The organism is Phenylobacterium sp. VNQ135, assembly GCF_049445735.1.
Lineage (GTDB): Bacteria > Pseudomonadota > Alphaproteobacteria > Caulobacterales > Caulobacteraceae > Phenylobacterium.
Genome location: NZ_JBMSDS010000002.1, coordinates 878,770 through 904,007 on the forward strand (window position 1 = coordinate 878,770; position 25,238 = coordinate 904,007).

The 25,238-nt window shown below is 68.8% G+C and carries 29 protein-coding genes; 8 read left to right on the top strand and 21 right to left on the bottom strand.

Translation table 11 applies throughout. From position 1 onward, the window contains the following. A complete protein-coding gene (gene rsmD, locus ACO2Q0_RS10180; RefSeq protein ID WP_423351375.1) occupies nt 1-570 on the top strand; it encodes a 16S rRNA (guanine(966)-N(2))-methyltransferase RsmD in 570 nt (189 codons plus the stop codon). Between the two features lie 109 nt (nt 571-679). Continuing rightward, a complete protein-coding gene (locus tag ACO2Q0_RS10185; RefSeq protein ID WP_423351376.1) occupies nt 680-2,251 on the top strand; it encodes an ATP-binding protein in 1,572 nt (523 codons plus the stop codon). Here the strand turns inward: ACO2Q0_RS10185 and ACO2Q0_RS10190 are convergent. From ACO2Q0_RS10190 to mutL, 3 genes are read right to left on the bottom strand one after another with little or no spacing between them, the layout of a single operon-like run. After that, nucleotides 2,248-2,649, bottom strand: a complete 402-nt coding sequence (locus ACO2Q0_RS10190; protein ID WP_423351377.1) for a VOC family protein — start codon at nt 2,647-2,649, stop codon at nt 2,248-2,250. The two genes, ACO2Q0_RS10185 and ACO2Q0_RS10190, sit on opposite strands and share 4 nt — an antisense overlap. A 58-nt stretch (nt 2,650-2,707) precedes the next feature. Next, on the bottom strand, nt 2,708-3,505 hold the full coding sequence (locus tag ACO2Q0_RS10195) for a class I SAM-dependent methyltransferase (protein ID WP_423351378.1): 798 nt from the start codon (nt 3,503-3,505) through the stop codon (nt 2,708-2,710). Then, on the bottom strand, nt 3,502-5,361 hold the full coding sequence (mutL, locus tag ACO2Q0_RS10200) for a DNA mismatch repair endonuclease MutL (protein ID WP_423351379.1): 1,860 nt from the start codon (nt 5,359-5,361) through the stop codon (nt 3,502-3,504). The genes ACO2Q0_RS10195 and mutL overlap by 4 nt, the downstream gene beginning before the upstream one ends. 51 nt (nt 5,362-5,412) lie before the next feature. On the opposite strand from mutL, the gene ACO2Q0_RS10205 reads away from it, so the two are divergent. Then, the gene (locus tag ACO2Q0_RS10205; protein ID WP_423351380.1) at nt 5,413-6,393 is read left to right on the top strand and encodes a TraB/GumN family protein; all 981 of its coding nucleotides are present in this window, start codon (nt 5,413-5,415) and stop codon (nt 6,391-6,393) included. Between the two features lie 11 nt (nt 6,394-6,404). On the opposite strand, the gene ACO2Q0_RS10210 is transcribed toward ACO2Q0_RS10205, so the two are convergent. From ACO2Q0_RS10210 to ACO2Q0_RS10270, 13 genes are all read right to left on the bottom strand, one after another. Next, a complete protein-coding gene (locus ACO2Q0_RS10210; RefSeq protein ID WP_423351381.1) occupies nt 6,405-6,959 on the bottom strand; it encodes a DUF3035 domain-containing protein in 555 nt (184 codons plus the stop codon). Between the two features lie 79 nt (nt 6,960-7,038). Continuing rightward, nucleotides 7,039-7,530 carry a signal peptidase II gene (gene lspA / locus ACO2Q0_RS10215; protein WP_423351382.1) on the bottom strand — a complete coding sequence of 164 codons (492 nt, stop codon included), beginning with the start codon at nt 7,528-7,530 and terminating at the stop codon, nt 7,039-7,041. Further along, nucleotides 7,527-10,409 carry an isoleucine--tRNA ligase gene (gene ileS, locus ACO2Q0_RS10220; protein WP_423351383.1) on the bottom strand — a complete coding sequence of 961 codons (2,883 nt, stop codon included), beginning with the start codon at nt 10,407-10,409 and terminating at the stop codon, nt 7,527-7,529. The genes lspA and ileS overlap by 4 nt, the downstream gene beginning before the upstream one ends. A gap of 148 nt (nt 10,410-10,557) precedes the next feature. Beyond that, a complete protein-coding gene (locus ACO2Q0_RS10225; RefSeq protein ID WP_423351384.1) occupies nt 10,558-11,502 on the bottom strand; it encodes a bifunctional riboflavin kinase/FAD synthetase in 945 nt (314 codons plus the stop codon). Continuing rightward, the gene (locus tag ACO2Q0_RS10230; RefSeq protein WP_423351385.1) at nt 11,499-11,873 is read right to left on the bottom strand and encodes a MaoC family dehydratase; all 375 of its coding nucleotides are present in this window, start codon (nt 11,871-11,873) and stop codon (nt 11,499-11,501) included. Before ACO2Q0_RS10230 ends, ACO2Q0_RS10225 begins: the two co-directional genes overlap by 4 nt. 76 nt (nt 11,874-11,949) lie before the next feature. Beyond that, nucleotides 11,950-12,813 carry a TIGR01459 family HAD-type hydrolase gene (locus ACO2Q0_RS10235; RefSeq protein ID WP_423351386.1) on the bottom strand — a complete coding sequence of 288 codons (864 nt, stop codon included), beginning with the start codon at nt 12,811-12,813 and terminating at the stop codon, nt 11,950-11,952. A 45-nt stretch (nt 12,814-12,858) separates the two neighbouring features. Further along, nucleotides 12,859-14,124 (bottom strand): EAL domain-containing protein, encoded by a 1,266-nt coding sequence (locus ACO2Q0_RS10240; RefSeq protein ID WP_423351387.1) that lies wholly within the window; start codon nt 14,122-14,124, stop codon nt 12,859-12,861. Nucleotides 14,125-14,203: 79 nt separating this feature from the next. Further along, a complete protein-coding gene (locus ACO2Q0_RS10245; RefSeq protein ID WP_423351388.1) occupies nt 14,204-14,611 on the bottom strand; it encodes a DoxX family protein in 408 nt (135 codons plus the stop codon). Nucleotides 14,612-14,685: 74 nt separating this feature from the next. Beyond that, entirely contained in the window at nt 14,686-15,108 is a 423-nt protein-coding gene (locus ACO2Q0_RS10250; protein WP_423351389.1) for a VOC family protein, read from the bottom strand. An 81-nt stretch (nt 15,109-15,189) separates the two neighbouring features. Next, nucleotides 15,190-16,458: an RNA polymerase sigma factor gene (locus tag ACO2Q0_RS10255; protein ID WP_423351390.1), complete on the bottom strand. Its 1,269-nt coding sequence runs from the start codon at nt 16,456-16,458 to the stop codon at nt 15,190-15,192. 4 nt (nt 16,459-16,462) lie between these two features. Then, a complete protein-coding gene (locus tag ACO2Q0_RS10260; protein ID WP_423351600.1) occupies nt 16,463-16,855 on the bottom strand; it encodes a YciI family protein in 393 nt (130 codons plus the stop codon). Between the two features lie 74 nt (nt 16,856-16,929). Beyond that, nucleotides 16,930-17,808: a 3-hydroxybutyryl-CoA dehydrogenase gene (locus ACO2Q0_RS10265; RefSeq protein ID WP_423351391.1), complete on the bottom strand. Its 879-nt coding sequence runs from the start codon at nt 17,806-17,808 to the stop codon at nt 16,930-16,932. Nucleotides 17,809-17,930: 122 nt separating this feature from the next. Continuing rightward, nucleotides 17,931-18,833 (bottom strand): LysR substrate-binding domain-containing protein, encoded by a 903-nt coding sequence (locus ACO2Q0_RS10270; protein ID WP_423351392.1) that lies wholly within the window; start codon nt 18,831-18,833, stop codon nt 17,931-17,933. Nucleotides 18,834-18,957: 124 nt separating this feature from the next. On the opposite strand from ACO2Q0_RS10270, the gene ACO2Q0_RS10275 reads away from it, so the two are divergent. Further along, nucleotides 18,958-19,104: a hypothetical protein gene (locus ACO2Q0_RS10275; protein WP_423351393.1), complete on the top strand. Its 147-nt coding sequence runs from the start codon at nt 18,958-18,960 to the stop codon at nt 19,102-19,104. A 105-nt stretch (nt 19,105-19,209) separates the two neighbouring features. Here the strand turns inward: ACO2Q0_RS10275 and ACO2Q0_RS10280 are convergent, their stop codons facing one another. Together ACO2Q0_RS10280 and ACO2Q0_RS10285 are read right to left on the bottom strand one after the other, a co-directional pair. After that, complete coding sequence (locus ACO2Q0_RS10280) at nt 19,210-20,154, bottom strand: electron transfer flavoprotein subunit alpha/FixB family protein (protein ID WP_423351394.1); 945 nt, start codon at nt 20,152-20,154, stop codon at nt 19,210-19,212. Continuing rightward, nucleotides 20,154-20,903, bottom strand: coding sequence for an electron transfer flavoprotein subunit beta/FixA family protein (locus ACO2Q0_RS10285; RefSeq protein ID WP_423351395.1), 750 nt, complete (start codon nt 20,901-20,903; stop codon nt 20,154-20,156). The genes ACO2Q0_RS10280 and ACO2Q0_RS10285 overlap by 1 nt, the downstream gene beginning before the upstream one ends. Nucleotides 20,904-21,072: 169 nt before the next feature. On the opposite strand from ACO2Q0_RS10285, the gene ACO2Q0_RS10290 reads away from it, so the two are divergent. Further along, nucleotides 21,073-21,351, top strand: a complete 279-nt coding sequence (locus ACO2Q0_RS10290; RefSeq protein WP_423351396.1) for a hypothetical protein — start codon at nt 21,073-21,075, stop codon at nt 21,349-21,351. Here ACO2Q0_RS10290 and ACO2Q0_RS10295 read toward each other — a convergent pair. Both ACO2Q0_RS10295 and ACO2Q0_RS10300 read right to left on the bottom strand, forming a co-directional pair. Continuing rightward, entirely contained in the window at nt 21,348-21,920 is a 573-nt protein-coding gene (locus tag ACO2Q0_RS10295) for a cob(I)yrinic acid a,c-diamide adenosyltransferase (protein ID WP_423351397.1), read from the bottom strand. The two genes, ACO2Q0_RS10290 and ACO2Q0_RS10295, sit on opposite strands and share 4 nt — an antisense overlap. A gap of 7 nt (nt 21,921-21,927) precedes the next feature. Continuing rightward, on the bottom strand, nt 21,928-22,131 hold the full coding sequence (locus tag ACO2Q0_RS10300; protein ID WP_423351398.1) for a twin transmembrane helix small protein: 204 nt from the start codon (nt 22,129-22,131) through the stop codon (nt 21,928-21,930). Between the two features lie 323 nt (nt 22,132-22,454). Between ACO2Q0_RS10300 and ACO2Q0_RS10305 the strand changes: the two genes are divergently transcribed. Genes ACO2Q0_RS10305 through ACO2Q0_RS10315 form a run of 3 tightly spaced genes read left to right on the top strand, consistent with a single transcriptional unit; the run spans nt 22,455 to nt 24,445 of the window. Next, a complete protein-coding gene (locus ACO2Q0_RS10305) occupies nt 22,455-23,105 on the top strand; it encodes a TetR/AcrR family transcriptional regulator (RefSeq protein ID WP_423351399.1) in 651 nt (216 codons plus the stop codon). A gap of 22 nt (nt 23,106-23,127) precedes the next feature. Continuing rightward, nucleotides 23,128-23,763, top strand: coding sequence for a TetR/AcrR family transcriptional regulator (locus tag ACO2Q0_RS10310; RefSeq protein WP_423351400.1), 636 nt, complete (start codon nt 23,128-23,130; stop codon nt 23,761-23,763). 58 nt (nt 23,764-23,821) lie between these two features. Further along, nucleotides 23,822-24,445 (top strand): glutathione S-transferase family protein, encoded by a 624-nt coding sequence (locus ACO2Q0_RS10315; RefSeq protein WP_423351401.1) that lies wholly within the window; start codon nt 23,822-23,824, stop codon nt 24,443-24,445. Here the strand turns inward: ACO2Q0_RS10315 and ACO2Q0_RS10320 are convergent. Continuing rightward, nucleotides 24,442-25,236, bottom strand: a complete 795-nt coding sequence (locus ACO2Q0_RS10320) for an alpha/beta fold hydrolase (RefSeq protein WP_423351402.1) — start codon at nt 25,234-25,236, stop codon at nt 24,442-24,444. The two genes, ACO2Q0_RS10315 and ACO2Q0_RS10320, sit on opposite strands and share 4 nt — an antisense overlap. Between the last annotated feature and the right edge of the window lie 2 nt (nt 25,237-25,238).

Genomic DNA, 25,238 nt, shown 5'->3' on the forward strand with positions numbered 1-25,238 from the left:
ATGCGCATCGTTTCGGGTGACTTCCGCGGAAAGGCCCTGGTCACGCCGCCGGGGCAGGGCACGCGTCCGACCTCCGACCGCGCCCGGCAGGCCCTCTTCAACATCCTGGAGCATGCCGCGTGGTCGGACGGTCTGCGCGACCGGCGCGTCATCGACCTGTTCGCGGGCTCCGGCGCGCTCGGCTTCGAGGCCCTTTCGCGCGGCGCCGCCTTCTGCCTGTTCGTCGAGACCGACGAGGCGGCGCGCGGCGCGATCCGGGAGAATGTCGACTCCATGGGCCTGTTCGGCCGGACCCGCGTCCATCGCCGCGACGCGACACAACTCGGACTGCGGCCTGGAGCTGACGGCCCCGCCTTCGACCTAGCCTTCCTCGACCCGCCTTACGGCAAGGGCCTGGCCGAGGTCGTGCTGGCGAAACTGGCGGAAGGGAACTGGCTGTCTCCCGGGGCGCTGGCCGTCGTCGAACGCGGCGCCGCCGAGCCGCCGCTGGAGGTCCCGGGTTATGAAAACCTCGATGTTCGCACGTACGGCGCCGCCAAGGTCTGGTTCCTGCGTCTGACTGACGGCTGAACGGTGTCATGAAGACTTCGCGAAAGGTTCATCGAAGCGCGCCCGGTCTCTAACCTGCCGTTAGTGTCATCTCTCCTTTCCTCGCGCCCAGATTTGCCCGGGATCGCGTATGACCCTTCTTCTGGATATTGCGCCCTACATCAGGCCCGCCTCGCCGGAGGCGACCGGGGGTGAAATCTACCAGCGCTTCCAGGCCGAACCGGACACCCTCGCCATCGCGGTCGTGGACTCTGACGACCGTCCCGTCGGCCTGATCGAGCGCAACGCCTTCCTGGTCCAGATGGCGGCGCAATATGGGTATGCGCTTTGGGCCAAACGGCCGGTCTCGAACCTGATGAAGACCGACCCGGTAATCGCGGACGGCGACGTCACCGTCGCGGAATTCTGCGGCCAGATCCTGGAAGAGCGGCCCTCCGAGCTGCTGCATGGCTTCATCGTCACCTGCGGCGGCCGCTACGCGGGCGTGGGGACGGCGCTTGCGCTGTTGCAGGCCACCGGCTCCGCAGCCGCGGCCCATGCGCAGGAAATGAGCCGGCTGGCTCAGGAAACCCAGGAGGCCCTGGCCGCCAAGGGCCGGTTCCTGGCGGTCATGAGCCACGAAATCCGAACGCCGCTGAACGGCGTGCTGGCGGTCGCCGAGATCCTGCGACGCAAGGCCAAGGCGCCGGAGCTGGCGCCGTTGGTGGACACCATCCTGGAATCCGGGGGCGTGCTGCTGCGGCTGCTCAACGATGCGCTCGACCTGAGCCGGGCCGAGGCGTCCGGGCTGGCCCTGGACGAGGCGCCGCTCGGCGTCTCGGCCTTGCTAGACGACGCCGCGGGGCTTTGGACCGCCCAGGCCGAACTGAAGGGGCTGACGCTGGAGGCGCGCTACGAAGGACCGACCGGAGTCTGGGCTCTCGCCGACGGCGGCCGCCTGCGGCAGGTGCTGAACAACCTCGTCGGGAACGCCGTGAAGTTCACCGAGGCGGGGTGCGTGGACGTCCGCCTCGGCTGCGTCCTGGAGGACCGCTATATCCGGCTCTGGGGCGAGGTCAGCGACACCGGGCCCGGCATCCCTGCGGAGCGCCTGGACGACATCTTCGAGCCCTTCCACCAGACCGACCAGGGCCTGCGCCTCGGAGGCGCCGGGTTGGGGCTCGCCGTCTGCCGTCAGATCATCGAGCGTATGAACGGGACGATCGCCGCGGGAGCCGCGGAGGGCGGCGGCGCGCGCTTCCGGTTCGAGGTTCCGCTGCATCGGCTGCCGGAGCCGCAGCAGGCGGTGGAGGCGGCGCCGGCCGAAGAGCTGACACACCGCGCCCTGCACATCCTGATCGCCGACGACAACAAAACCAACAGGATGGTCGCGCGCACGCTCTGCGAGATGTTCGGCTGCACCAGCGAGTGCGTCGAGGATGGCGCCCAGGCCGTGGCGGCGGCTGCGACGGGCCGTTTCGACCTGATCCTCATGGACGTGAAGATGCCCGTCATGGACGGCGTCGAGGCCACGCGGCGGATCCGGTCGCGCAGCGGCGCTGTCTCGCAGACACCAATCCTGGCGCTGACCGCGAACGCGGATCCGGCGGACGCCGCCTTCTACCGACGCTGCGGCATGAACGGGGTGGTGGAAAAGCCGGTCAAGCCTGAGCGCCTGCTCGCGGCCATGAACGCCGTGCTGACGCTGGCCGAGGCGGCCTAGACGCTGATCTCCACGCTCGCGGCCGAGCGATGATGGGGCCCGTGGTATACGGCCTCCACGTTGTTGCCGTCGGGGTCGAGCGCGAACGCGGCGTAGTAGCCGGGATGGTACGACCGCTCGCCCGGCGCGCCGTTGTCCCGCCCCCCGGCCGCCAGCACGGCCGCGTGCCAGCGGCGCACGGTCTCCTCGTCCTTGGCCTGGAAGGCGAAGTGCGCGTGGCTGCGGACCTCGTCCGGGCCTTCGTCGATCCATAGCTCATCACAGGAGATGTGGTCGTCGGCGACGTCCAGCGGGATGCCCAGCACATCCATGCAAGCCTGGTAGAAGCGCTTGGACGCTTCGAGGTCCTTCACGCGCAGATGCAGGTGGTCGATCAGACGACCGCGGTGCAGATCCATGGCTGAACTCCGGCGGATGGCTTGGCCGTTGAACAGCCCATGCCCCCACCGGGTTGCGTCAGGGGATGCGGGCCGACTGGAACAGGTGGCGAGCGAAAGCGGGCGGGGTGTTGCGGAAGCCGAAGTGTACGTTGGCGTTCTGCGACACCAGGCGAAGTCCCTGTCGGTCCAGCAGCCGGGTCAGGGCGTCGTGGGTGAAGAGCGTGACGTGGCCGTTGCGGGGGCCGATGTACCACCAGGCGACGCCGATCCTCTCGATGTCGTTCGGCTGGAGAAGCGTGCCGATCATCAGGAGGCCGTCATCGGCCACGAAGCTGGCGAGATCCGCGACGCCCGCGGCCGGGTCGGGCATGTGCTCCACGGTTTCGAAGCAGGTCACGAGGTCGAACCTGCCCTCGGGCCTCGTGCGGAACTCCGGCGTGAACGGGTCGTAGGTCGTGACCGAGGCGAAGCCATGGTCGCGCAGCGCCTGGGCCATTCTGCCGTTGCCGGCGCCATAGTCGAGCACCTGCAGCCTGTCCGCCGAAGCCGCGAACATGGAGGCCAGGCCGCGGCTCAAGCTCAGCGGCCGCGCTTCCGCATACTCCGGGTCCACGTCGATGTAGCGGTCGTTGTAGATATGGGCCTCGAAATCAGCCTGGCCCCAGTCGTCGAATGCGTCCGTGAAGATGAGCCCACAGGCCTCGCACCGGCGGTATTGGACGGCGACGCCGCTGAGCGTCAGGAAGCGGCCGCGCGCCTCCTCGCACGAGCGATTGAAATCCAGCGTCCCGAACGCGGGCGAGGCGGCGCCGCAGACCTTGCAGGCTCTGGCCTCCGAGGACGCCGGACGCAAGCGAAGTTCGGCTTCGGTCATCGCCGGCCGAACAGCCGCTCGATGTCGGCCAGCTTCAGCTCCACGTAGGTGGGGCGCCCGTGGTTGCACTGGCCGGAATGGGGCGTGGCCTCCATCTGGCGGAGCAGGGCGTTCATCTCGGGCGCCGTCAGCCGTCGGCCGGCGCGCACCGAGCCGTGGCAGGCCATCGTCCCGCAGACCTCTTCCAGCCGCTCCTTGAGCGCCAGGGCCTGTCCGTTCTCGGCGAGGTCATCGGCGATGTCGCGGATGAGGCCCGCGGCGTCCGTCTCGCCGAGGAGGGCCGGAACTTCGCGGACCAGGACCGCGCCGGGGCCGAACGCCTCGACGACCAGGCCGAGCGCCTCCAGTTCCTCGGCGCGGGCGACCACACGCTCAGCTTCTGCTGGGTCGAGTTCGACCACTTCCGGCAGCAGCAGGGCCTGACGGGCGACGCCGCCCTCGGCCATCTCCACCTTCATCCGCTCATAGACCAGGCGCTCGTGGGCCGCATGCTGGTCGACGATGACCACGCCGTCGCGGGTCTGGGCGACGATATAGGTCTCGTGCACCTGCGCGCGGGCGGCCCCGAGGGGATAGTCCACCGGATCGAAGACGGGCGCCGCCTGCGTCGGCTCTGCCATGCCTTCCGGCGCATAGGCCGCAGGCTCGGCCCGGGCGGAGAGCTCGTTCAGGCCGGGGATCGCTTGCACGGCGGCCGCGAGGGCCGAGCCCTGCGGCGTGGGCGTCCAGCCGCCCTGCCGCCAGGCGGAGAAGCCCGTGGCCGCGGGCTGGGGCGGGGGCATCGACTGTGGGCGGAAGCCGCCGAGCGCAGCCATGGAGACGGTCGTCGACGCCCGATGGCCCGCCGCGGCGAGGGCATGGCGCAGGCCGCCGACGATGAGCCCTCGGACGAGGCCTGGATCGCGGAAGCGCACCTCGGCCTTGGCGGGGTGCACGTTGACGTCCACGAGACCGGCGTCGAGCTCGATGTAGAGGGCGCAGGCCGGATGCCGATCGCGGGCGAGGAAGTCGGCATAGGCGCCGCGCAACGCGCCCTGGAGCAGCCGGTCCCGCACGGGGCGGCCGTTGACGAACAGGTACTGGTGAGCGGCGTTGCCGCGGTTGTAGGTGGGCAGGCCCGTATAGCCCGACAGGCGCACGCCTTCGCGGTCGTGATCGATCAGCAGGGCATTGTCCGAGAATTCCCGGCCCATCACTGCGCCCAGGCGCGCCAGCCGTCCCTCGACATCGTCGCTCTCGGCGGGCAGGCGCAGCGTCCGGCGGCCGTCGAGGTCGAGCGCGAAGCTGACCGCATGGTGCGCCATGGCCTGGCGCTTCAGCTCCTCGGTGATGGCGAGCGCCTCGGCCCGTTCGGACTTCATGAACTTCAGCCGCGCCGGCGTGGCGTAGAATAGGTCGCGGACCTCGACCCGCGCGCCGTGTGGGCCGGGGAAAGCTGCCGGCGCCACCGCGCCCACCGCGCCGCCTTCGACGAAGATGGCGTAGGCGTCGGCCTGGCCCCTCGCGCGGCTTGCGATCGAAAGCCGCGCGACGGAACCGATCGAGGGCAGGGCTTCGCCGCGGAAACCGAGCGTCCCGATGCGCAGCAGGTCGTACTCGCCGTCGTCGCCCGGGTTCAGCTTGGAGGTGGCGTGGCGCTCGACCGCCACCGGCAGTTCTTCGGGGCCCAGGCCCGATCCGTCGTCGGCCACCAGGATGCGGGTCAGGCCGCCGCCGTCCGCCTGCACCTCGATCCGCGTGGCGCCGGCGTCCAGGGCGTTCTCCACCAGCTCCTTCACCGCGCTCGCAGGCCGCTCCACCACCTCGCCGGCGGCGATGCGGTTGATGAGTTCGGGCGGGAGTCTGCGGATGGGCATGTCGGGATTTCGCCGTGACCGTCCTACATAGTACGATTCCAGAGGCCCCCCATGTCGATCCCTCCTCGCGTGCTGAATCGTCTCGCCTGCCTGGCTGCCCTGGCCGCGGCGCTGGCGCTTCCTGCAAAGGCCCAGGCGCCGCAGGTTCCGGCCGATCCGGACGCGGCGCTCGTGGAGGAGCTGGTGGTGGTGGGCCGCCTTCCCGGGCCGGCCTGGTGGCGCGTCTCGGACGGCGACACCACCGTCTATGTGCTGGGCGTGCCGTCGCTGGCGCCGAAGCGGATGGAGTGGGATCGCGCCATCTTCGAGAACCGGCTCAACGGCGCGAACGCCGTCGTCCTGCCCTTCACCAACATCCGCGCCAAGACCTCGGGCCTATTAGGCTCCGGGCTCAACCTGCTCCGGCTGCGCTCGGGCGGGCCTTTCGAGAACCGACTCGATCCCGCGACCCGAAGCCGGTTCGTCGCGGTGCGCGAGCGGCTGGGCTATCCGGCCAAGCACTACCCGACCGCAAACCCGCTGGCGGCGGGCGTCCAGCTGGCCTCGGACTACCGGGAGAAATCCAACCTCACCACGACCGACCCGGCCAAGCTCGTCGAGCTGCTCGCACGGCAGAAGGGCGTGCCGGTGGTCGAGAAGACCTATGACATCGGGCCTCTGCTCGGTGCGATCATCCGCACTTCGCCGCAGGTCGGCCGGATCTGTTTCGACGAGGTGCTGGCGCAGGCCGAGGCCGGACCGGGCGTCACCCTCCAGGCGGCGCGAGCCTGGGCGGCGGGGAACGTGCCGGGGGCGCTCGAGAACGAGCGCACCTACGAGCGCTGCCTGGCGATGGTTCCTGGCGGCCGCGCGTTCGACGAGCGGATGAAGGCGGACACGGCCGCGGCCATCGCGACGCAACTCAAGACGCCTGGGCACGCCATCGTGCTTGTGCCGCTGCGACCGCTGCTCGCACAGGGCGGCGTGCTCGACCGGCTGCGCACGCAGGGGCTGCAGGTGAAGACGCCGGCCGGAGACCAGCAGGCGTCCTGAACTCGAGAGCCTTAGAGACCCGGCAGCTTGATGCGGCTGGAGCCTTCGCGCTGGATGATGATCGGCTTGTTGCCGGTCAGCTTGGCCAGACGCTCAGCCTCGGCGGCCGGATCGATGGAGTCCGCGGGCGCGTCGGCGGCGGCGGCAGGCGCCGGCGCCGCTTCGCCCTTGCGCCAGAACATCACCTTGTCGGCGAAGCCCTTCTCCTTGTGCGCCACGTCGCCGAACTCGTCGTCGACCACATAGCGGATCAGCGGATCGGCCTTCTCGGCGCCGGCCTTGGCGACGAGCAGCTTCTCGCCGTCGGAGCGCAGCTCGGCCTCGCGCTGCCCCAGGAGGGCGTTGCGCGCGGCGCTCTCGGGCTGCAGCTCCTGCGGGCGCGGCTCGCCGGGCGCAGGCGGGCGAAGCGCGTAGTCGGGCGGCACGACCAGCGGCGCCTTGGTGACGACGCGGAACTCGTCAGGGGTCACCTTGGACATGCCCAGCGCCTTCTGGGTGGACTGGCAGCCAGCCAGACCCAGGGCCGCGAGGGCCGCGGTGGCGACGATCACTCGGTTGACGCTCATGAACTTGAACAAGCTCCTTGGGCCGCCCCCGGCCACGAACGGAAGGGAATAAACCAATCGGAACGGTCCGCCAACGGCGTCACGCAGACGCGGATTCGGCCGGGCGCTCTTTCCGCAGGCTGTCGAGCAGCAACAGGACCACGCCGATCGTGATCCCGCTGTCGGCGATGTTGAAGATCCAGGGGAAGACGCCGATCCGGCTCACGTCGATGAAATCGACGACGGCGCCGAAGCGGGCCCGGTCGATCGCGTTGCCCACGGCCCCGGCCATGACCAGGCTCAGCCCGATGGCCGGGAGCCAGCGGTCGGCGCGGCGGGCCCACAGGGCGAGCAGCACCGCCACGGCGACCGAGAACACCACGAAGCCCCAGCGGACGACGTCCGTGCCGGCCTGGAAGAGGCCGAAGCTGACGCCGTTGTTCCAGATGCGCGTGATCTGGAGGGGCCAGACCACCTCGTGCGGGACCTGCTCCGGCAGGGTCAGGGCCCACAGCTTGGTGAGCTGGTCGAGAACGACCAGGACGGCGGCGAGAGCGTAGGCGATCCAGCCGTGGCGGGTGACGCGGCTCATGCGGAAGCCCCCGCGTGCCCGGCGTCCCAGGCCTCGACGGCGTCGTCGCAGCGCTCGCAGAGGAACTTCGGCGGTCCGACCTCGGGCAGCCGCCGCCAGCAGCGTTCGCACTTGTGGTGGCTGAGCACGGTGACCTGGGCCGTGGTTTCCGGCACGGCCGGCGGCGCGATCTGGGCTGCGCTGGTGCGGAACACCTCGGCAGGATCCAGGCCTTCGAAGGCGGCGAGCTGGTCCTCCGTGACCTGGACGGTCACCTCGGCGTCCAGCGCAGAACCGATGGCCTTCTCGCGTCGCTTGATCTCCAGCTCGCCGGTGACCTGGGCGATAACCGCCTTCACCTTGGTCCAGCGTTCGGCCTCGGCGTCGTTCCGCCACTCGGCCGGCGTCAGCGGGATCACGCGCAGGCAGTTCGAGTGGGCTTCTGGATAGCGGGTGGTCCAGGCCTCTTCCGTGGTGAAGGGGATCAGCGGCGCGAGCCAGGCGGTCAGCCGCTCGAACACGGCGTCCATGACAGTGCGCGCGGCCCGGCGGCGAGCGGCGTCAGGCCGGTCGCAGTACAGGCCGTCCTTGCGGATGTCGAAGAACAACGCCGACAGGTCGTCCTGGCAGAACTCCAGCACCGGGCGGATCACGTCCTGGAAGGCATAGACCTCGTAGGCGGCGCGGACCTGGGCGTCGAGCTCCCACAGCCGATGCAGGATGAAGCGCTCCAGGGGCGGCATCTGGTCGAGCTCGACCGCCTCGTCGGCGGTGTAGTCCGAGAGCGCCCCCAGGAGGTAGCGCACCGTGTTGCGCAGCTTGCGGTAGGCGTCCGACGTGGTCTGCAGGATCGTCTTCCCGATCCGGCAGTCGTCGGAATAGTCGATCATCGCCGTCCACAGCCGGATGATCTCGGCGCCGTTGGCCCCGATCACCTGCACCGGATCGACGACGTTGCCCTTGGACTTCGACATCTTCTCCCCGTTCTCGTCCATGACGAAGCCGTGGGTGAGGATGCTGTCGTACGGCGCGCGGCCGCGCGTGCCGGAGCTCTCCAGCAGGGACGACTGGAACCAGCCGCGGTGCTGGTCCGAACCTTCCAGGTAGAGGTCGGCGGGCCACTTGGTGTGGGCGCGGTTCTCAAGCGTGAAGGCGTGGGTCGAGCCGGAATCGAACCAGACGTCGAGGATGTCCTCGATCTTCTCGTAGCGGTCGGGATCGTGGCTGCCGAGGAAGTCGGCCGCCGGCCGGTTGAACCAGGCGTCCGCGCCTTCGGCCCTGATGGCGTCGATGATGCGCCGGTCGACGTCAGGGTCATGCAGCGGCCGCCCCGTCTCCTTGTCGACGAACATGGCGAGCGGCGCGCCCCAGGCCCGCTGGCGGCTGATCAGCCAGTCCGGGCGGCCTTCCACCATGGAGCGGATGCGGTTCTTGCCTGCGGCCGGATAGAAGGTCGTGGCCTCGATGGCCTCCAGGGCAGTCTCGCGGAGGGTGCGCCCGCCGAGCTCCTTTGTGTCCACCGGCTCGTCCATGCGGATGAACCACTGGGGCGTGTTCCGGAAGATGACGGGCGCCTTGGAGCGCCAGGAGTGCGGATAGCTGTGCTCCAGGCGGCCCCGCGCCAGCAACCGGCCCGCCTCGATCAGCTTGCCGATGACGGCGTCATTGGCCGGACCGAAGCGGCCGGCCTTCTTGCCCTCGGTCTCCAGCACCTTCAGCCCGCCGAACAGGGCGACATGCGGATAGTAGGCGCCGTCGGGATCGACCGTGTCCGGGATCTCGCGATGGCCGTGCGCCAGCCAGACCAGGTAGTCGTCGGCGCCGTGACCCGGGGCGGTATGCACGAAGCCCGTACCCGCGTCGTCGGTCACGTGATCGCCGGCCAGCAGCGGCACGCCGAAACCGTAATGGCGGTCCAGGTTGGCGAGCGGGTGCTCGCACTCCATGCCCTGGCAGTCGACAGCCTCGACCCGCCGGAACTTGGCAACCTTGCCGGCGCCCATAACGTCCGCCGCCAGCTTGTCGGCGAGGATAAGCCGGTCGCCCGGCTTGGCCCAGGGCTCGAAGGTGAGGCCTTCCTCCATCGCCTCGACCTCGAAGACCGAATAGGCGATGTCGGGATTGTAGCTGATCGCCCGGTTGGCCGGGATGGTCCAGGGCGTGGTCGTCCAGATCACGACGCTGGCGCCTCGCGCGGCATCCGAACCCTCGGTGACCGGGAACTTGACCCAGATCGTCGGGCTCACGTGGTCGTGGTACTCGACCTCGGCGTCCGCAAGGGCGGTGCGCTCGACCGGACTCCACATCACCGGCTTGGAGCCGCGGTAGAGCTGACCCGAAGCCACGAATTTGTGGAACTCGGCGACGATGGCGGCTTCCGAGCCGTAGTCCATGGTCGCGTAGCGGTTCTCCCAGTCGCCGATCACGCCAAGGCGCTTGAAGCCCTCTCTCTGGACGTCGATCCAGTGCGCCGCGTATTCGCGGCAGCGCTCACGGAATTCGGCCTTGGAGACCTCGTCCTTGCGGCGGCCCTGGCTGCGCAGCTCCTCCTCGATCTTCCATTCGATCGGCAGGCCGTGGCAGTCCCACCCGGGCACGAAGTCGACGTCGTAGCCCAGCAGGAAGCGCGAGCGGACGACGAAGTCCTTCAGCGTCTTTTGCAGGGCATGGCCGATGTGGATGGCGCCGTTCGCATAGGGCGGACCGTCGTGCAGCACGAACAACGGCGCGCCCGCGCGCTGCCGTTCGGCCCGCATCGCCCGGTAGAGGTCGATCTCGGCCCAGCGGGCCAGGATTTCGGGCTCCTTCTGCGGCAGGCCTGCGCGCATGGGGAAGGGAGTCTCGGGGAGGAACACGGTCTCGCGGTAATCGCGAGCAGGCTTTTCGGCGTCGTCGGCCATAACTCAATCCAGCAGGGTGTCGGTGAAGTGCGGTGAACCCGGCGCGCGCTGGAGCTCGTCCGGCGGCGTCACGCCGGGCGGTTAATTCGCAGGCTCGTCCGACCCGAAGTCATGGGGCGAAGCGTCTAACAGAGGAAGGGAACGGAGGCTAGAACTCCGGCATAAGGAGGGCGCGGGCGGCCTGCGCGTCCCTCATGACCTGTTCCGTCATCGCCTCGAGGCTGGCGAACTTCTCCTCCGGGCGGAGGAAGCGGACGAGGTCCGTCTCGATCACCTGATCGTAGAGGTCTTCGTCGAAGTCGAACAGCCAGACCTCCAGGAGCGGGCGGGTGACGCCTTCGACCGTAGGGTTGACCCCGATGTTGGCGACGCCGGGCACCTCGCGTCCATCGGGCAGGCGGGTGCGGGTCGCATAGACGCCGAAGCGCGGCGTGACGTAGTCGGCCAGGTCGACGTTGGCGGTCGGGAAGCCCAGCTTGCGTCCGAGTTGCCGACCCCGCTGGACGGGCCCCTCGATGGCGAACGGCCGGCCGAGGATGCGGGCGGCCTCTTCGGGCTTGCCGTCACGCAGCGCCTCGCGAACGCTGGTGGAGGAGAACTTCTCCCCCGCGTCGCCCACAGGCTCGGCTACGGAGACGCCGAAACCCATCTCCTCGCCGTAAGCGCGCATTGTCGCCGGGCTGCCGGTGCGCCCCTTGCCGAAAGAGTTGTCGAAGCCGACCGCCACATGGCGCGCGCCAAGACCCTCGTGCAGCACCTGCTGGGCGAACTCACGGTCGGTCATGCCGGCGACCTCGGCGTCCATCGGCAGGACGTAGAGCACGTCGACGCCCAGCGCCTCGAGGGCGCGAGCCTGCTGGTCCGTCTTCATCAGTCGGAAGGCCGGTTCTGTCGGACGGAAGTAGACCCGGGGGTGCGGATCGAAGGTGATCACGCCGAGCGGGGCGTTCAGCGCGCCTGCGGCCTTGGCGGCCAGCGCGATCACCTGCTGATGGCCGCGGTGGACGCCGTCGAAGCTGCCCATCGCCACGGCCGCGCCACGGTCGCCGGGATGCAGGGCCTTCCAGCCCCGGATGACGCGGATGCGCTTCATGCGGGCTTTCGCGGGGCGATGACGAGGGCCTCGCCATCGACGACCGCGCGGCCGTCCACCTCGCAGACGGTCTCCAGCGTGACCCGGCCGCGGCGTTCGTCCAGCGCCTTGACCGTGACGCGGGCGGTCACCGCGTCGCCGATCCGCACGGGCCGGCGGAAGGTGAGCGCCTGCGAGAGATAGATCGCGCCTGGACCCGGCAGCCGCGTACCGAGAACCGCCGAGATGTAGGCGCCCGAGAGCATGCCGTGAGCGATACGCTCGCCGAAGCTCGTGCCCTTGGCGTACTCGGCGTCGAGGTGCACCGGGTTCTCGTCGCCCGACACCTGCGCGAAGGCGACGATGTCGGCCTCGGCGACGACGCGGGTCATCTCCGCCGACCGACCGACGCTCAGGTCTTCGAAATAGAGCCCGTGCAAACTCGTCCCCTCCGCAATCGACGTGTTCTTACCAGACGAGATCCGGCATGGCCCAGGCAGCCTTCAGCCCCTCGATCTCCAGAAGGTGGCCAGCGACCGAGAGGTCCAGGGCGCCGTCGCGGACGGTCTCCTTGCCGTGGATGCCGTTGGCGATGAAGACCACGTCCAGCCCCTGAGCGTTCGCCCCGCGGATATCGGTGCCCAAGCCGTCGCCGATGCACAGCACCCGAGTGCGGTCGAGCGGCCGGCCCAGGCGAGCGGCGGCCTTCTCCAAAGCGAGGTCATAGATCGCAGCGTGCGGTTTGCCGGCCATCAGAACCTGACCTTCGAGAGCCTCGTAAAGCTGGGCGAGGGCGCCGCCGCAGTAGATCAGCTTGTCGCCCCGCTGGACCACGATGTCGGGATTGGCGCAGATCATCGGAAGGCCGCGGGCCACGGCCGTTCTGAAACGCTCGCGATAGTCCTCCGGCGTCTCGTTTTCGTCGTCGAAGGGGCCGGTGCAGGAGATGAACCGGGCCTCCTCCAGGGAAACAAGCTCAACGCCCAGTCCTTCGTAGAGGGGCCAGTCCCGGTCGGGGCCGATCTTCCAGAACGGGCCCGGAGCCCGTTCGGCCAGTAGCGTCCGGGTGGCGTCGCCCGAGGTGACCACTTCGGTGTAGCAGCCGGCGTCGACGCCCAGTTCGGCCAGCTGCTCGATGATCGGCGGGTGCGGTCGGGGCGCGTTGGATATCAACACCACGGGGCCGTGCTCCGCCTTGAAGCGGGTCAGGGCGTCGCGCGCGGCGGGGAAGCTCTCGCGGCCGTTGTGGATCACGCCCCAGATGTCGCAGAGCACGACGTCATAGCGGTCGGCGATCGCGGAGAGGCCGTCGGCGAGCACGGGGGAAGTCATGGGGTCGGCGGTATCGACGCCGTCCAACCCCGTCAATGACGAAGGCTAGCCGAATGCGGCGCGGCGGAGCGGGACGGGCTGCAGCACCCGAGGCGGCGGGCCCGCCTCGGCGAGCACCTGATCCTTGATGGCGCGCGGCTCGCCGAACAGGTGCCCCTGGCCGAAACCGATCTCGAGTTCGAGGATGTCGACGACCTGGCGCTCGGACTCGACCTTCTCGGCGATGAGTTCGATGCCGTAACGCGCGGTGAGCTGGGCGAAATCCTCGGCGGCGAGGTCGGGCAGGGACTTGAGCACGAGCCGGCCGTCGATCTCGACGAGTTCGTCCAGCAGTCCCTGAGCGCCGACCTTCACGAACTTGACGTCGGCGCGGGCGAGGTCCTGCAGGTCGAGGTCGAGATCGACCACCTTGTCCAGGCTGAAGCGGAAGCCGAGTTCCGCCAGCTTGCCCATGTTGCGGGCCTCGACCGCGCCCCGGGCGTCGAAGGAGGCCTGACCGACCTCGAAGATCAGCGCCCCGGCAAGGTCGCGGTTCGCGGACAGCAGCTCCAGGAACTGCGGGAAGAAGCTCTCATCGGCGAGGCTGGCCATCGAGACGTTGCAGAAGATGCCGATGCGGCGATCCTGCTTGGCCAGCCGGCGAACGATCTGCACGCAGCGGAACAGGAGCAGATTGTCGATGGCGGTGACCAGGCCCGCGGGCTCGGCGACGGTCAGGTACTCGGCGGGCATGATCACCCGACCGGTCGGATCGCGCAGGCGCGAGAAGCTCTCGTAGAACACCGTCTTGCGCTGCGGCAGGCCGACGATGGGCTGCAGGTAGAGGTCGACGCGGTTCTCGGCCAGCGCTTCGCGGACCGTTTCGAACAGGTTCTGGGCGCGACGCTGGTCGGCCGCGCCACCCGTCCGGCCGGCGAAGGCGAGCGGCTGGGAGGCCACGCCTTCGTCCACGCGCTGCTGCAGTTTCTGGACGAGGCTCTCCAGCATGTGGACGTCGTCGGAAAGCTCCTCCGAGCGTGAGAGGTCGGTCTCGACCGCTTCGGCCATCTGGCTGATCCGGGCGTCGAGCCGCTCCACCTGGTCGAGGAGGATCCTGTGGGCTTCCCGGACGGCTTCGATCTCGCCCTTGATAGCGCCGGAGTCCATGGCGCGCGCGATCAGGCCGTGAAAGGCGAAGCAGAGGCCCAGGCCTCCCACCAGCGCCGCGACGCCGGCGCCCCAGCCGCCGCCGTTGCGCCACAGCGTGAGCGCGACGATCAGCGAGAGGCAGAGATAGGTCGCGCAGAGGAGCGCTAGCGTCAGCCGCCGCATGGGTCCCATCCGAATCACCTGGGAGTATCCGACGGGGAATCTCAGGAAGTCGAATGGATTAACGACGGCTTGGCCGGTTCTAGCGCCGCAGGGGGAAGATCTCGCGCAGCTTCGGATCGCGCAGCCAAAGTCCGCCCCAGGCGAAAAGCGCCAGATAGACGCCGAACAGCATGTGGCTGAACAGCGGATTGCCCTGCGTCCAGTGGATGGCGAGCGTGCCGCCGAAGAGTGCGGTGAACAGCACGGCGCCCAGCACGGCCGTACGCGGGATCAGGTACAGCGCGAGCAGGATCGCCTCCAGTACGCCGATCCCGAAGCCCGAACCCGGCGGCAGGCCGATCTGCGAACCTGTCTCTTCCACGACGGGGAGGCGGATGAGCTTGATGGCCACGTCGGGGACCATGAAGAGGGTGAATGCGCCGGTCAGCGTCCAGCCGATCCAGCGGCGGGCGTCCCGTGCGGGCGGCGGAAGAGCGCCATCCGTCATCATCGGATTCCTTTTGTCAGGGGAATGGCCCGCGGCGCGTCAGGGAGGAGGCGCCGCGGGCCCGGCCGGCGCGCCTAGTCGCCAGCCTGGTTCATCGCCCAGCGGACACCCCATGGGTCGACCACCTCGGCGTAGTAGTCGCCCCAGAACATCTTCTGCGGCTCGGTCGTCGTCTTTGCGCCGGCGGCGACGGCGCGACCGTGCCAGGCGTGGATATCGTCGACGATCAGCGTGAGACTGAAGGCTTGCGGCTTCTCGAACGCATGGCCGTGCTCGGGATAGAAGTCCGAGAGCATCACCGAGCTGCCGTTCACGTACAGGTGGGCGTGCATGGTGCGACCCTGCTCGTCGGCGGGCATTGCGGCGGCGATCTCGGCGCCGAACGCCTTCACGTAGAACTCCGCGGCCTTGATGGCCCCGTCAACGTTCAGATAGGCGACCACGCCGCCCTTGGTCTCGACCTTGGCGGGAACTTGCGGGTCCAGCGTTTCCGACATCGAAGGGGCTCCTTTACGTCCTCAGCCCCGAGGACGAACGGGACCAAGCCCTCCCGACAGCACCCGTGCATTTTTTCGGTGTCAGGCGGCGCCGGACTGGTCCGCAGGCGGGGCGTGCTCGGCCATCAGGCGGTCGAGGTGCTGGCGGATGTGGGCGGCCTCGGCGGCAGTGTTGGCGAGGGAAATAGCGCGGTTGAACGCCTCCCGGGCCTCGTGGCTGCGGCCGAGTTCGAGGAACAGCGCGCCTCGCAGGCCGTGGAAGTGGAAATAGCCGGCGAGCCGGTCGGCGAGCGGCTCGACCATCGCGAGCGCCGCTTCCGGCCCCTCGACCTTGCTGACCGCCACAGCGCGATTGAGCGTCACCACCGGGGACGGCGTCAGGCGTTCCAAGGTGGCGTAGAGGCGGTCGATCTGCGCCCAATCGGTGTCGGCGGGAGAGCGCGCCCGAACGTGCAGCGCGGCGATCGCAGCCTGCACCTGATAGGCGCCCGGCCGCCGATGGCGCATCGCCTTGTCGATCAACGCAAGGCCTTCGGCGATGGCCTTGCGGTCCCACAGGCCGCGGTCCTGGTCTTCCAACAGGATGATGTGGCCGTCGGCATCGAAGCGCGCCGGACTGCGGGCGTGCTGGATCAGCATCAGGGCCAGCAGGCCCATCACCTCGGGCTCGGTCTGGTAAAGGCGCAGCAGCAGTCGGGTGAGCCGGATCGCCTCCCCGCACAGCTCGGCGCGGGCGGGGTTGTCACCCGCGGAATAGCCCTCGTTGAACACGAGGTAGAGCATGGCCAGCACCGCGGCGACGCGCTGGGCTCGCTCTGCGGCGTCGGGCGTGCCGAACGCCACGCCGGCCGCTCCGACCTGGCGCTTGGCCCGGGTGATCCGCTGCTCCATGGCGGCCTCCGTCACCAGGAAGGCGCGGGCGATCTGCTTCACGGAAAGGCCCGAGACGATGCGCAAGGCGAGCGCGATCTGCTGGGTGGGCGGCAGGTCGGGGTGGCAACAGATGAACAGCAGCCGCAGGACGTCGTCGCGGTAGTCGGCGTGGTCGATCTGATCGACGGCCCGCTCCTCGACGTCGTCCAGATCGGACAGCACCTCTTCGGACGGCAGTTCGGTTTGCCTAGACCGCCGGCGCACGCCGTCGAGGGCGGCGTTGCGACCGACCATGATCAGCCACGCCGCGGGATCGCGCGGCGGTCCGTTCTTGGGCCAGTTCTTCATGGCCCGCAGGCAGGCGTCCTGGAACGCCTCCTCGGCGGTGTCGAGGTCCCGGAAGTAGCGCAGCAGGGCGCCGACGGCCTGGGGCCGGGCCGCCGTGATCGCCGCGTTGATCCAGGCGAGGTCGGTCACGGCGCTACGCGCTCACCTTGTCGACGGCGGAGGCGTCCAGCCCGCCGGGCACGAACAGGCGGATGGGACGGATCTCGTAGGCGCCGCCCGGATTGGCGCGCCCAAGGTCGCGGGCGATCTCGAGCGCCTCGTCCAGGTTTTCGCAGTCGATGACGTAGAAGCCGAGGAGCTGCTCCTTGGTCTCGGCGAACGGGCCGTCGATCACCATCGGCGGATCGCTCTTGCGCACCGTCGTGGCGGCGGTGGTGGGCAGCAGCCGAAGCGACGGGCCGAGCTTGCCGGCCTTCTCCAGCTTGTCGTGGACCACCTGCAGCCGACCCATGACGGCGTCGTCCTCCTCCTTCGTCCAGGAGAACACGACGTCCTCGGCGTTGTAGCACAGCAGGGCGTAGAGCATGGGGGCGTACCTCATCCGGTCTCAGGACGGACGAGCATGCCCCAGGCCGACAGCTGTCGGCAAAATTCCTGGCGTCAGCGGGTTGGGACGGGCTTTTCGCCGCGATAATCGTAGAAGCCGCGGCCGGTCTTGCGGCCCAGCCAGCCCGCTTCGACGTACTTCACGAGCAGCGGGCACGGCCGGTACTTGGAGTCCGACAGTCCCTCGTAGAGCACGTTCATGATCGACAGGACGGTATCGAGGCCGATGAAGTCGCCGAGCTCCAGCGGACCCATAGGGTGGTTGGCGCCCAGCTTCATGGCCGTATCGATGGCGTCGACGGTGCCCACGCCCTCATAGAGGGTGTAGATCGCCTCGTTGATCATCGGCACCAGAATCCGGTTGACGATGAAGGCCGGGAAGTCCTCGGCGTTGGACGTGGTCTTGCCGAGCGACTTGGCGAAGTTGACCGCCGTCTCGTAGGTCTCCGCATCGGTGGCGATCCCGCGGATGATCTCCACGAGGTTCATCAGCGGCACAGGGTTCATGAAGTGCAGGCCGATGAACCGCTCGGGCCGATCGGTGGTGGACGCCAGCCGCGTGATCGAGATCGACGAGGTGTTGGAGGCCAGGATGGTGTTCGCCGCCAGGTGGGGCGAGAGCGCCTTGAAGATGGCCTTCTTGACCTCTTCGTCTTCGGTCGCGGCCTCGATGGCGAGGTCGGCGCGACCGATCGACTGCAGCTCGGGCGCGGCCTTGATCCGGCCCATCGCCGCTTCCATCGCAGCCGGCTCGATGATGCCTCGGGAGACCTGCCGGGTCAGGTTCTTCTCGATCGTCGAGAGGCCCTGCTTCACCCGATCCTCGCTCACATCGTGGAGCAGGACGTCATAGCCGCCCAGCGCGCAAACATGCGCGATGCCGGAACCCATCTGACCGGCGCCGATAACGCCGACCGACCTGATCTGAACCATTCAGCCTAAGCCTCGATACGGCGGTCTTGCGGAGCGCGCCCGATCTTTGTGACGGCTTTCTAACATGGCTTGAGCGCAGTGCGGCAAGGGTTTTGCTGCGCCGCAGCACCGGTTACGCCACGTCAGGCGTCTTCGGTGGCCTCGGATCCCTCGGTTCCGCGGGCGGCTTCGATCAGCCAATCCCGCAGGGCGTGTATCCGCCGCAACTTTCGGCTGTCCGCACGCCAGACCGCCCAGAATCCGAGGTCGGACGCGACGTCCAGCTCGAAGGGGCGCACCAGCCGCCCCGAGCGCAGGTCCTGCTCGATCAGGCCCGAGCGGGCGAGGGCGACGCCCAGCCCCTGCGCCGCGGCCTCCAGCAGCATGACGGAGTCCTCGAAGATCATTCCCTGCTGCTGCGGCGGCTCGAGGCCGAAGTGGCTGAACCAGAGGCTCCAAGGCCGGTGGCTGTGGTGGAGGAGCGGCGCGGTGAGGAGGTCCTGCGGGGCGAAGAGAGGATGCCGTTCGAGCAGCCCGGGGCTGCAGACCGGCAGCAGGCTTTCGCGGAAGAGGCGCACCTTCTCCAGACCGGGCCAGTTCCCGGCGCCGTAGCGCAGGCCCATGTCCATGCCGTCGGTGACGAAATCGGCGAGACGCGAGTCAACCCGCAGCTCCAGGTTCGCGCCGGCGGGGTCGCCGAGCAGTCCGGGCAGCCGGCTGGGCAGCCAGCGGTTGGCGAACTGGGGATCCAGGCTGACCACCAGGGGGTCGCGCTCGGCCGCCTTGGCGAAGCTGGCGACGGCGTTCTTCAGGATGTCGTGGGCGCGACCCACCTCGCCCGCCAGCCGCTCGGCTTCCGCGGTCGGGATCATGGCGTTGCCGCGTCGTTCGAACAGCCGCGCGCCGAGCTCATCTTCGAGCTTGCGGATCTGCTGGCTGACGGCGCCGTGGGTGACCGAAAGCTCCTGGGCCGCACGGCTGTAGCTCTTGTGCCGGGCCGCTGCCTCCAGGGCGCGAAGGGCGAAGAAGGGCGGCAACCGAACCATCTCCGGATGTTAGGCGAGGTAACAACCTTCGGCAAAAACTATCGTTCGCGGAAGCAGGGCGCCGATCCCACCTCCAGCGCAGAAGCACGACGCCGGAACGCCGGCGAGCTGAAGGAGCGGATCAATGCGGGACATCATCGCCATGGCCGTCGCGAGCGGCCTCTTCCTGAGCCTGGCGGGCGCCGCCACCATCTCGCGCAGCCTGCAGGCCTACCTCGACCAGAGCCATGTCGCGCTGTCCGCCTATCCAGCGGCCGCGATCCGGGGCTGAGGGACGCCGTCGATCGTCGCGGGCTCGCAGACGCCGTGGGGACAAATGAAAAGGGCGGCCCCGCGTGGAGCCGCCCTTTCCGACCGTTGGAACGCCTAGGTCGGCTTATTTGCCGACCTTCGACAGTTCGTCCATGAGCTCCGGCACCGCCGACTTGTAGTCGGCGACCAGGCCGTAGTCGGCCACCTGGAAGATCGGCGCGTCCGGATCCTTGTTGATCGCGACGATCACCTTCGAATCCTTCATGCCGGCCAAGTGCTGGATGGCGCCGGAGATGCCGACCGCCACGTACAGTTCAGGGGCGACCACCTTGCCCGTCTGGCCGACCTGGTAGTCGTTCGGAGCGTAACCCGCGTCCACCGCAGCGCGGCTGGCGCCCACGGCGGCGCCCAGCTTGTCGGCGAGCGGTTCGATCACCTTCTGGAACTCCTCGGCCGAGCCGAGGGCGCGACCGCCCGAGACCACGATCTTCGCGCCGCCGAGGTCGGGACGAGCCGACTTGACGATCTCCTGGCCGATGAACTTCGTCTTGGCCGGAGCGGCCGGGGCCGAGATGGTTTCGACCGAAGCCGAGCCGCCTTCCGCCGCCGCCTTGAAGACGGTGGGACGGACGGTGACGACCTTTTTGGCGTCGGACGACTGCACGGTCTCGAGCGCGTTGCCGGCGTAGATCGGCCGCACGAAGGTCGAGGCGTCGACGATGTCGATGACGTCCGAGATCTGCGCCACGTCCAGCTTGGCGGCGATGCGCGGGCTGATGTTCTTGCCTTGCGAGGTCGCAGGCGTCAGCACGGCGTCGTAGTTGGCGGCCAGCGGAACGACGAGGGCTTCGAAGGCTTCGGCGAGGCCCTGGCCCAGCTCGGCGCTCTCGGCGGCCAGCACCTTGCGGACGCCGGCGATCTTGGCGGCTTCCGCGGCGATGGCGCCGGTGTTCGTGCCGGCGACCAGGACGTCGACGTCGCCCGACAGCTTCTGCGCCGCGGTGACCGTCTTGTGGGTGGCGTCCTTCAGGGTCTGGTTGTCGTGGTCGGCGATGACGAGAACGGCCATTAGAGGACCCCCGCTTCGTTCTTCAGCTTCATGACGAGGTCGGCGGCGGTTTCCACCTTGATGCCGCCGGCGCGCTTCGGCGGCTCGGTGACCTTCACGACCTTCAGGCGCGGCGCGGTGTCGACGCCCAGCGAGCCGAGCTCCTTCACGTCGAGCGGCTTCTTCTTCGCCTTCATGATGTTCGGCAGCGAGGCGTACCGCGGCTCGTTGAGGCGCAGGTCGGCGGTCACGATGGCAGGCAGCGTGACCTCGATCGTCTGCAGCCCGCCGTCGACCTCACGCGTCACCTTCGCCGAGCCGCCGGCGATCTCGACGGCGCTGGCGAAGGTCGCCTGCGGCCAGTCCAGGATGGCGGCGAGCATCTGGCCCGTGGCGGCGTTGTCGCCGTCGATGGCCTGCTTGCCCATGACCACCAGTTCCGGGTTCTCCTCGGCGATCAGCGCCTTCAGCACCTTGGCGACGGCCAGCGGCTCGAGGTCCTGATCGGACTGGACGAGGATCGCCCGGTCCGCGCCCATGGCGAGCGCCGTCCGGAGGGTCTCCTGCGCCTGGGTCGGGCCGACGGACACGGCGACCACTTCGGTGGCGGCGCCCTTTTCCTTGAGCCGGACAGCCTCTTCGACGGCGATTTCGTCGAAGGGGTTCATCGACATCTTCACGTTCGCGAGGTCGACACCCGTCTGGTCGGCTTTCACCCGAGCCTTGACGTTGTAGTCGATCACCCGCTTGACCGGGACCAACACCTTCATGGGTCGCTAGCGCCTCAAATTTGCATTGCGAAGAAATGGGACGCCCGGGGCAATAAAGCTTCCGGAGAGGTTTGCAAACCCGGCGCAACGGCAACCGTATTCGCAGGCGCCGCAATTCGGTCCGACCCGGCCGCTAGCCGACGACGCGCAAGTTTTCTAGAAGGGCGGCATGAACCCGACGATCGAGCGCCTCAAGCTGATCTTCCTCGGCGTCTTCGGCCTCGCGGTCGTCGGCGTCGTGGTCTGGACTATGGGCTGGGCCATTCCCGGCAAGAAGTGCGCCGAGGCCAGGAAGTGGTGGGATCCCGGCGAGCGCGTCTGCGCCCAGCCGGTGCTGATCTCCGACATCACCGGGCGCACCATCCAGGACAAACAGGCCGAGGCCGCCGCCCGGGCCGCGATCGGCCGGCCCGCGCCTCAGGCGGCGCCCGCCTCGAAACAGCCCTAGCGGGTCGCGCCCGACCGCCAGAACACCTCGGCCCGTCCCTGGTCGTTGGCGAACCGGGCGGCGACGAACAGCAGGTCGGACAGCCGGTTCAGGTAGCGCATGGCCGGCGCGCTGACCGGCTCGCCGGCTTCCACCAGCCGGACAGCTTCGCGCTCGGCGCGGCGGCAGACGGTGCGCGCTAGGTGCAGGGCCGCGGCCGCCGGCGTGCCGGCCGGGAGGATGAAGGACTGCAGCGCGGGCAGCCGCTCGTTCATGGCGTCGATCTCGCCTTCCAGCCGGGCGACCTGCGCGTCCGACACCCGGAGCGCCTGTCCCTCCGCCTCGTCCGGCTTCGGCGGCGTGGCGAGGTCCGCGCCCAGGTCGAACAGCTCGTTCTGAATCCGCGCCAGCATGGCGTCGAACGCGGGGTCGACTGGATGAGCGCGGGCGAGACCCAGGCATGCGTTGGTCTCGTCGACGGCGCCGTAGGCCTCCACGCGCAAATCGGACTTGCTGACGGACTGGCCGCTCGCCAGGCGCGTCTGCCCGGCGTCGCCGGTGCGGGTATAGATCCGGTTGAGCGTCACCATGTCCGGATCACGCGCCGGCCTGCGAGCGCCACCACAGGACGGCGGCCAGCAACAGTATGGCGATGAACTGGACCAGCACCCGCAGGCGCATCAGCTTATTGGAGTACGAGCGTCCGAAGTCGCCGCCGCGGAACAGGGCGTAGAGGCCCGCGGCCAACACCAGCAGCAAGACGCCCAGCACGGCGAAGATGAGCAGGTTCACGAGATTCATGCCTGCAATCTAGGCGGCCCGGTCCGGCGGGGCCATGGGAAACCCAGAATGGGCGCTCGCAAACTTGACTTGAGGCCCGTCGATCATGTTCAACGATCGTCGATCCCGACCGAACGCGAGATTCGGCGGGCATCCGAATGATAACTCTACATAGGGTTGCGCACGAACCTGCAGCGTCGGGCACGCTTGCAGAAAGCCATGACAAGTATCAAGTTCATGGAAATATAACGAGTTATTTGAACATGTTCACCGAGCGCGCGTCTCCAGCGGGCGCTCATCGAGAAAAGAACCCTCCGGTCCTCCCCGGCCAGCGTAAGAGAACGATGAAGCACATCTCCCCCAACCAGGTCGCCGCCGACTCCCCGGTCCGCGCTCCGACCCGCCGCGCCCTCGCCAAGCAACAGACCCGTACGAAAGTGCTGGCCGCCGCCCGCAAGCTCTTCTCCGAAGAAGGCTATGAGGGCGCCACGATCCGTGACATCGCCGCCGCCGCCGGCATGTCGACCGGCGCGGTGTTCGCCAACTTCACCGACAAGTCCGACCTGTTCCGCGAGATCATGGCGGCGGACACCGAGGCCCTCGTCGAGCAGATGCGCGAAGCCGCCGGCCGCGGCCGCGGCGTCGAGGATGTCCTGCTCAAGGTCTTCATGGCGGGCTACTCCTTCTACAAGAGCCGCCTGCCGCTGGCTCGCGCGGCCTTCGGCGTGTCGTGGACGACCGATGGCGGGCCGACCCTGCGCAGCCTGAGCCCGGTGCACAGCATGCACGAGCTCTTCACCGAGCAACTGAACCTCGCCGTTGAGCGCGGCGAACTGCGCCAGGAAGCGGAAGCCAAGCTCCGCAGCCAGATGCTGTTCGAGGCCTATCTCTCCAACTTCGTGCAGGCGATCTTCGAGGGCTGGAGCCTGGAAGCCCTGCAGGCCCGCGCCCGGGACCAGATCCGGATCCTGCTGGCCGGCGCCCGGCGCGGCTGAGCCTGAACGACCTGGGGGGGTCATGAAGGCTGAGGTTGTTTCCGACACGAAGCGGACCGCTGCGCGGAAGTCGCAGAAGGAAGCGACGCGCCAGAAGGTGCTCGCGGCCGCACGGGAACTCTTCGACACCCACGGCTACCAGGGTGCGACGGTGCGCGACATCGCCCGTCACGCCGGGGTGGCCGTGGGGAGTGTTTTCACCACCTTCGCCTCCAAGGGGGAAATCCTCTCGGAGGTGATGCAGAGCCGGCTCGACGGGCTCTACGGCGAACTGGATCGGGTCATGCCGCACATGCGCGGCTCGACGGCCGATCGCCTGCGGACCATGTTCGCCATCCACTTCAACTTCGAGGCGCAACACGTGCGCCTCTTCCTCTCCCACATCGCCGCGGCCTACGACTGGACCCTGCCGCCCAGCGCCAAGCCCTACGGCCGCACCCCGCGGCTGCAGGAGATCATCCACGAGTGCCTGGCGAAGGGCGTGGAGGAGGGTGACGTCCTGCAGGACGCGGACCTGCAGGAGATCGTCGATCTGCTGATGGCGGCGTACGGCTGGACCTACCGCCTGGTCGTCACCCAGGGCTATGACGCCAAGGCCCTGACCGCGGTGATGGATCGGCAGATCGGGCTGATCGCCGACGGCTTCCGCCCCCGCTGAGCCCGTTGCGCGGCGGCAGAGCCCGGCTTACTCCGTAAATCGGAACGGAGCCCCGCCGATGATCGTCGTCCACCACCTCAACGATTCCCGCTCGCAACGCATCCTCTGGCTGCTGGAGGAGCTGGGGCTGCCCTATGAGATCAAGCGGTACGAACGCGACGCCGTTACGAGGTTGGCGCCGCCTGAGCTGAAGGCCGTACACCCGCTGGGAAAGAGCCCCGTGATCACCGACGAGGGGCGGACGATCCATGAATCCGGGGCCATCATCGACTATCTCGTGCGCCGGCCCGGCGGCGGCCGCCTCGCCCCGCCGGCGGGCGGCGAGGCCTACGAAACCTATGTCCAATGGCTGCACTACGCCGAGGGCTCGGCCATGCTGCCGCTGATGCTACAGCTCTATGTCGGCCGCCTCGGCGACGCGAGCGCGCCGTTGCAGCCGCGGATCGACAGCGAGATCGCCAACCACCTCGACTATATCGAGCAGGCGCTGGCGGGCGGCGACTGGCTGATGGGCGAGTTCAGCGCGGCCGACATCCAGATGAGCTTCGTGGGCGAGGTCGCCCGCGCGTTCGGCCGGCTGCAGGATCGGCCGAACCTGATGGCCTGGGTCGCGCGCTTCCAGGCTCGGCCAGCCTATCGCAAGGCGCTGGAGGCCGGCGGCGCGTACAACCTCGCGGGCTAGGACCACTCAGGGAACGGATCGTCCAGGAGGCCATCCAGGAAGTCGAACACTGCGGCCTTGGTGAGCGCGTGCGGAATGGCCGAGAAGTGGTCGCAGCCGATCACGGTGACGCCGCGCCCGTGGGGGAAGGCGCGAGCGAGGTCCTCCGGATCTCCGGCCGTGTTGTCCCTCTGGCCGGCGACGACCAGCACCGGCATCGGAAGGGCCGCAAGGGTGTCGCGGTCGAAGCCCGGGTTCTGGGTGCGGGCGAAGGCGGCGAGGGCCGCGCGGTCGTCCCCCTGCTCATCGGCGAAGTGCCGAAAGCTTCGCAGCAGGGGATTGGAAATGGCCTGCGGATCGTCGGCCAGCATCGCCTCGGACAACGCCTCGGCCTGGGCCGGGACCCGCGGCTCGAAGAAGCGGCCTCCCACGCCCCCGAGCACCAGCTTGGAGACGCGTTCGGGAGCGGCGAGCGCGACCTGCAGCGCGGTCCGCGCACCCATCGAATAGCCGATCAGATCGAAGCGCTGGACGCCGAGCGCGTCGGCGAGCGCCAGCACGTCGGCAGCTATCGTCTCGCGGGCGTAGGCTTGCGGATCGCGCGGCTTGGCGCTCTCCCCATGACCGCGCTGGTCGAGACCGATGACTCGCGCGCCGCGGCGTTCGAAGGCGCCGTACCAGCCCGTCCGCCGCCAGCCCTCGTTGCGGTTCGAGGCGTAGCCGTGGAGCAGGATCACCGTCCGTTGCGGCGAGCCCGGCGGCGGGATGTCGTCATAGGCGATATCGACGCCATTCACGGTCAAGCTTGGCATGC

Bases quoted from the DNA above. Each gene is read 5' to 3' on its own strand.
- ACO2Q0_RS10270 (WP_423351392.1), bottom strand. From the start codon at position 18,833: ATGGTTCGGTTGCCGCCCTTCTTCGCCCTTCGCGCCCTGGAGGCAGCG.
- ACO2Q0_RS10190 (WP_423351377.1), bottom strand. From the start codon at position 2,649: ATGGATCTGCACCGCGGTCGTCTGATCGACCACCTGCATCTGCGCGTG.
- mutL (WP_423351379.1), bottom strand. From the start codon at position 5,361: ATGCCCATCCGCAGACTCCCGCCCGAACTCATCAACCGCATCGCCGCC.
- ACO2Q0_RS10280 (WP_423351394.1), bottom strand. From the start codon at position 20,154: ATGGCCGTTCTCGTCATCGCCGACCACGACAACCAGACCCTGAAGGAC.
- ACO2Q0_RS10210 (WP_423351381.1), bottom strand. From the start codon at position 6,959: ATGAGCGTCAACCGAGTGATCGTCGCCACCGCGGCCCTCGCGGCCCTG.
- ileS (WP_423351383.1), bottom strand. From the start codon at position 10,409: ATGGCCGACGACGCCGAAAAGCCTGCTCGCGATTACCGCGAGACCGTG.
- ACO2Q0_RS10185 (WP_423351376.1), top strand. From the start codon at position 680: ATGACCCTTCTTCTGGATATTGCGCCCTACATCAGGCCCGCCTCGCCG.
- ACO2Q0_RS10320 (WP_423351402.1), bottom strand. From the start codon at position 25,236: ATGCCAAGCTTGACCGTGAATGGCGTCGATATCGCCTATGACGACATC.
- ACO2Q0_RS10300 (WP_423351398.1), bottom strand. From the start codon at position 22,131: ATGAATCTCGTGAACCTGCTCATCTTCGCCGTGCTGGGCGTCTTGCTG.
- ACO2Q0_RS10205 (WP_423351380.1), top strand. From the start codon at position 5,413: ATGTCGATCCCTCCTCGCGTGCTGAATCGTCTCGCCTGCCTGGCTGCC.
- ACO2Q0_RS10305 (WP_423351399.1), top strand. From the start codon at position 22,455: ATGAAGCACATCTCCCCCAACCAGGTCGCCGCCGACTCCCCGGTCCGC.
- ACO2Q0_RS10240 (WP_423351387.1), bottom strand. From the start codon at position 14,124: ATGCGGCGGCTGACGCTAGCGCTCCTCTGCGCGACCTATCTCTGCCTC.
- ACO2Q0_RS10225 (WP_423351384.1), bottom strand. From the start codon at position 11,502: ATGAAGCGCATCCGCGTCATCCGGGGCTGGAAGGCCCTGCATCCCGGC.
- ACO2Q0_RS10250 (WP_423351389.1), bottom strand. From the start codon at position 15,108: ATGTCGGAAACGCTGGACCCGCAAGTTCCCGCCAAGGTCGAGACCAAG.
- ACO2Q0_RS10235 (WP_423351386.1), bottom strand. From the start codon at position 12,813: ATGACTTCCCCCGTGCTCGCCGACGGCCTCTCCGCGATCGCCGACCGC.
- ACO2Q0_RS10290 (WP_423351396.1), top strand. From the start codon at position 21,073: ATGAACCCGACGATCGAGCGCCTCAAGCTGATCTTCCTCGGCGTCTTC.
- ACO2Q0_RS10285 (WP_423351395.1), bottom strand. From the start codon at position 20,903: ATGAAGGTGTTGGTCCCGGTCAAGCGGGTGATCGACTACAACGTCAAG.
- ACO2Q0_RS10310 (WP_423351400.1), top strand. From the start codon at position 23,128: ATGAAGGCTGAGGTTGTTTCCGACACGAAGCGGACCGCTGCGCGGAAG.
- ACO2Q0_RS10260 (WP_423351600.1), bottom strand. From the start codon at position 16,855: ATGCTCTACGCCCTGCTGTGCTACAACGCCGAGGACGTCGTGTTCTCC.
- ACO2Q0_RS10230 (WP_423351385.1), bottom strand. From the start codon at position 11,873: ATGACCCGCGTCGTCGCCGAGGCCGACATCGTCGCCTTCGCGCAGGTG.
- ACO2Q0_RS10295 (WP_423351397.1), bottom strand. From the start codon at position 21,920: ATGGTGACGCTCAACCGGATCTATACCCGCACCGGCGACGCCGGGCAG.
- ACO2Q0_RS10265 (WP_423351391.1), bottom strand. From the start codon at position 17,808: ATGGTTCAGATCAGGTCGGTCGGCGTTATCGGCGCCGGTCAGATGGGT.
- ACO2Q0_RS10315 (WP_423351401.1), top strand. From the start codon at position 23,822: ATGATCGTCGTCCACCACCTCAACGATTCCCGCTCGCAACGCATCCTC.
- ACO2Q0_RS10275 (WP_423351393.1), top strand. From the start codon at position 18,958: ATGCGGGACATCATCGCCATGGCCGTCGCGAGCGGCCTCTTCCTGAGC.
- ACO2Q0_RS10245 (WP_423351388.1), bottom strand. From the start codon at position 14,611: ATGACGGATGGCGCTCTTCCGCCGCCCGCACGGGACGCCCGCCGCTGG.
- lspA (WP_423351382.1), bottom strand. From the start codon at position 7,530: ATGAGCCGCGTCACCCGCCACGGCTGGATCGCCTACGCTCTCGCCGCC.
- ACO2Q0_RS10195 (WP_423351378.1), bottom strand. From the start codon at position 3,505: ATGACCGAAGCCGAACTTCGCTTGCGTCCGGCGTCCTCGGAGGCCAGA.
- rsmD (WP_423351375.1), top strand. From the start codon at position 1: ATGCGCATCGTTTCGGGTGACTTCCGCGGAAAGGCCCTGGTCACGCCG.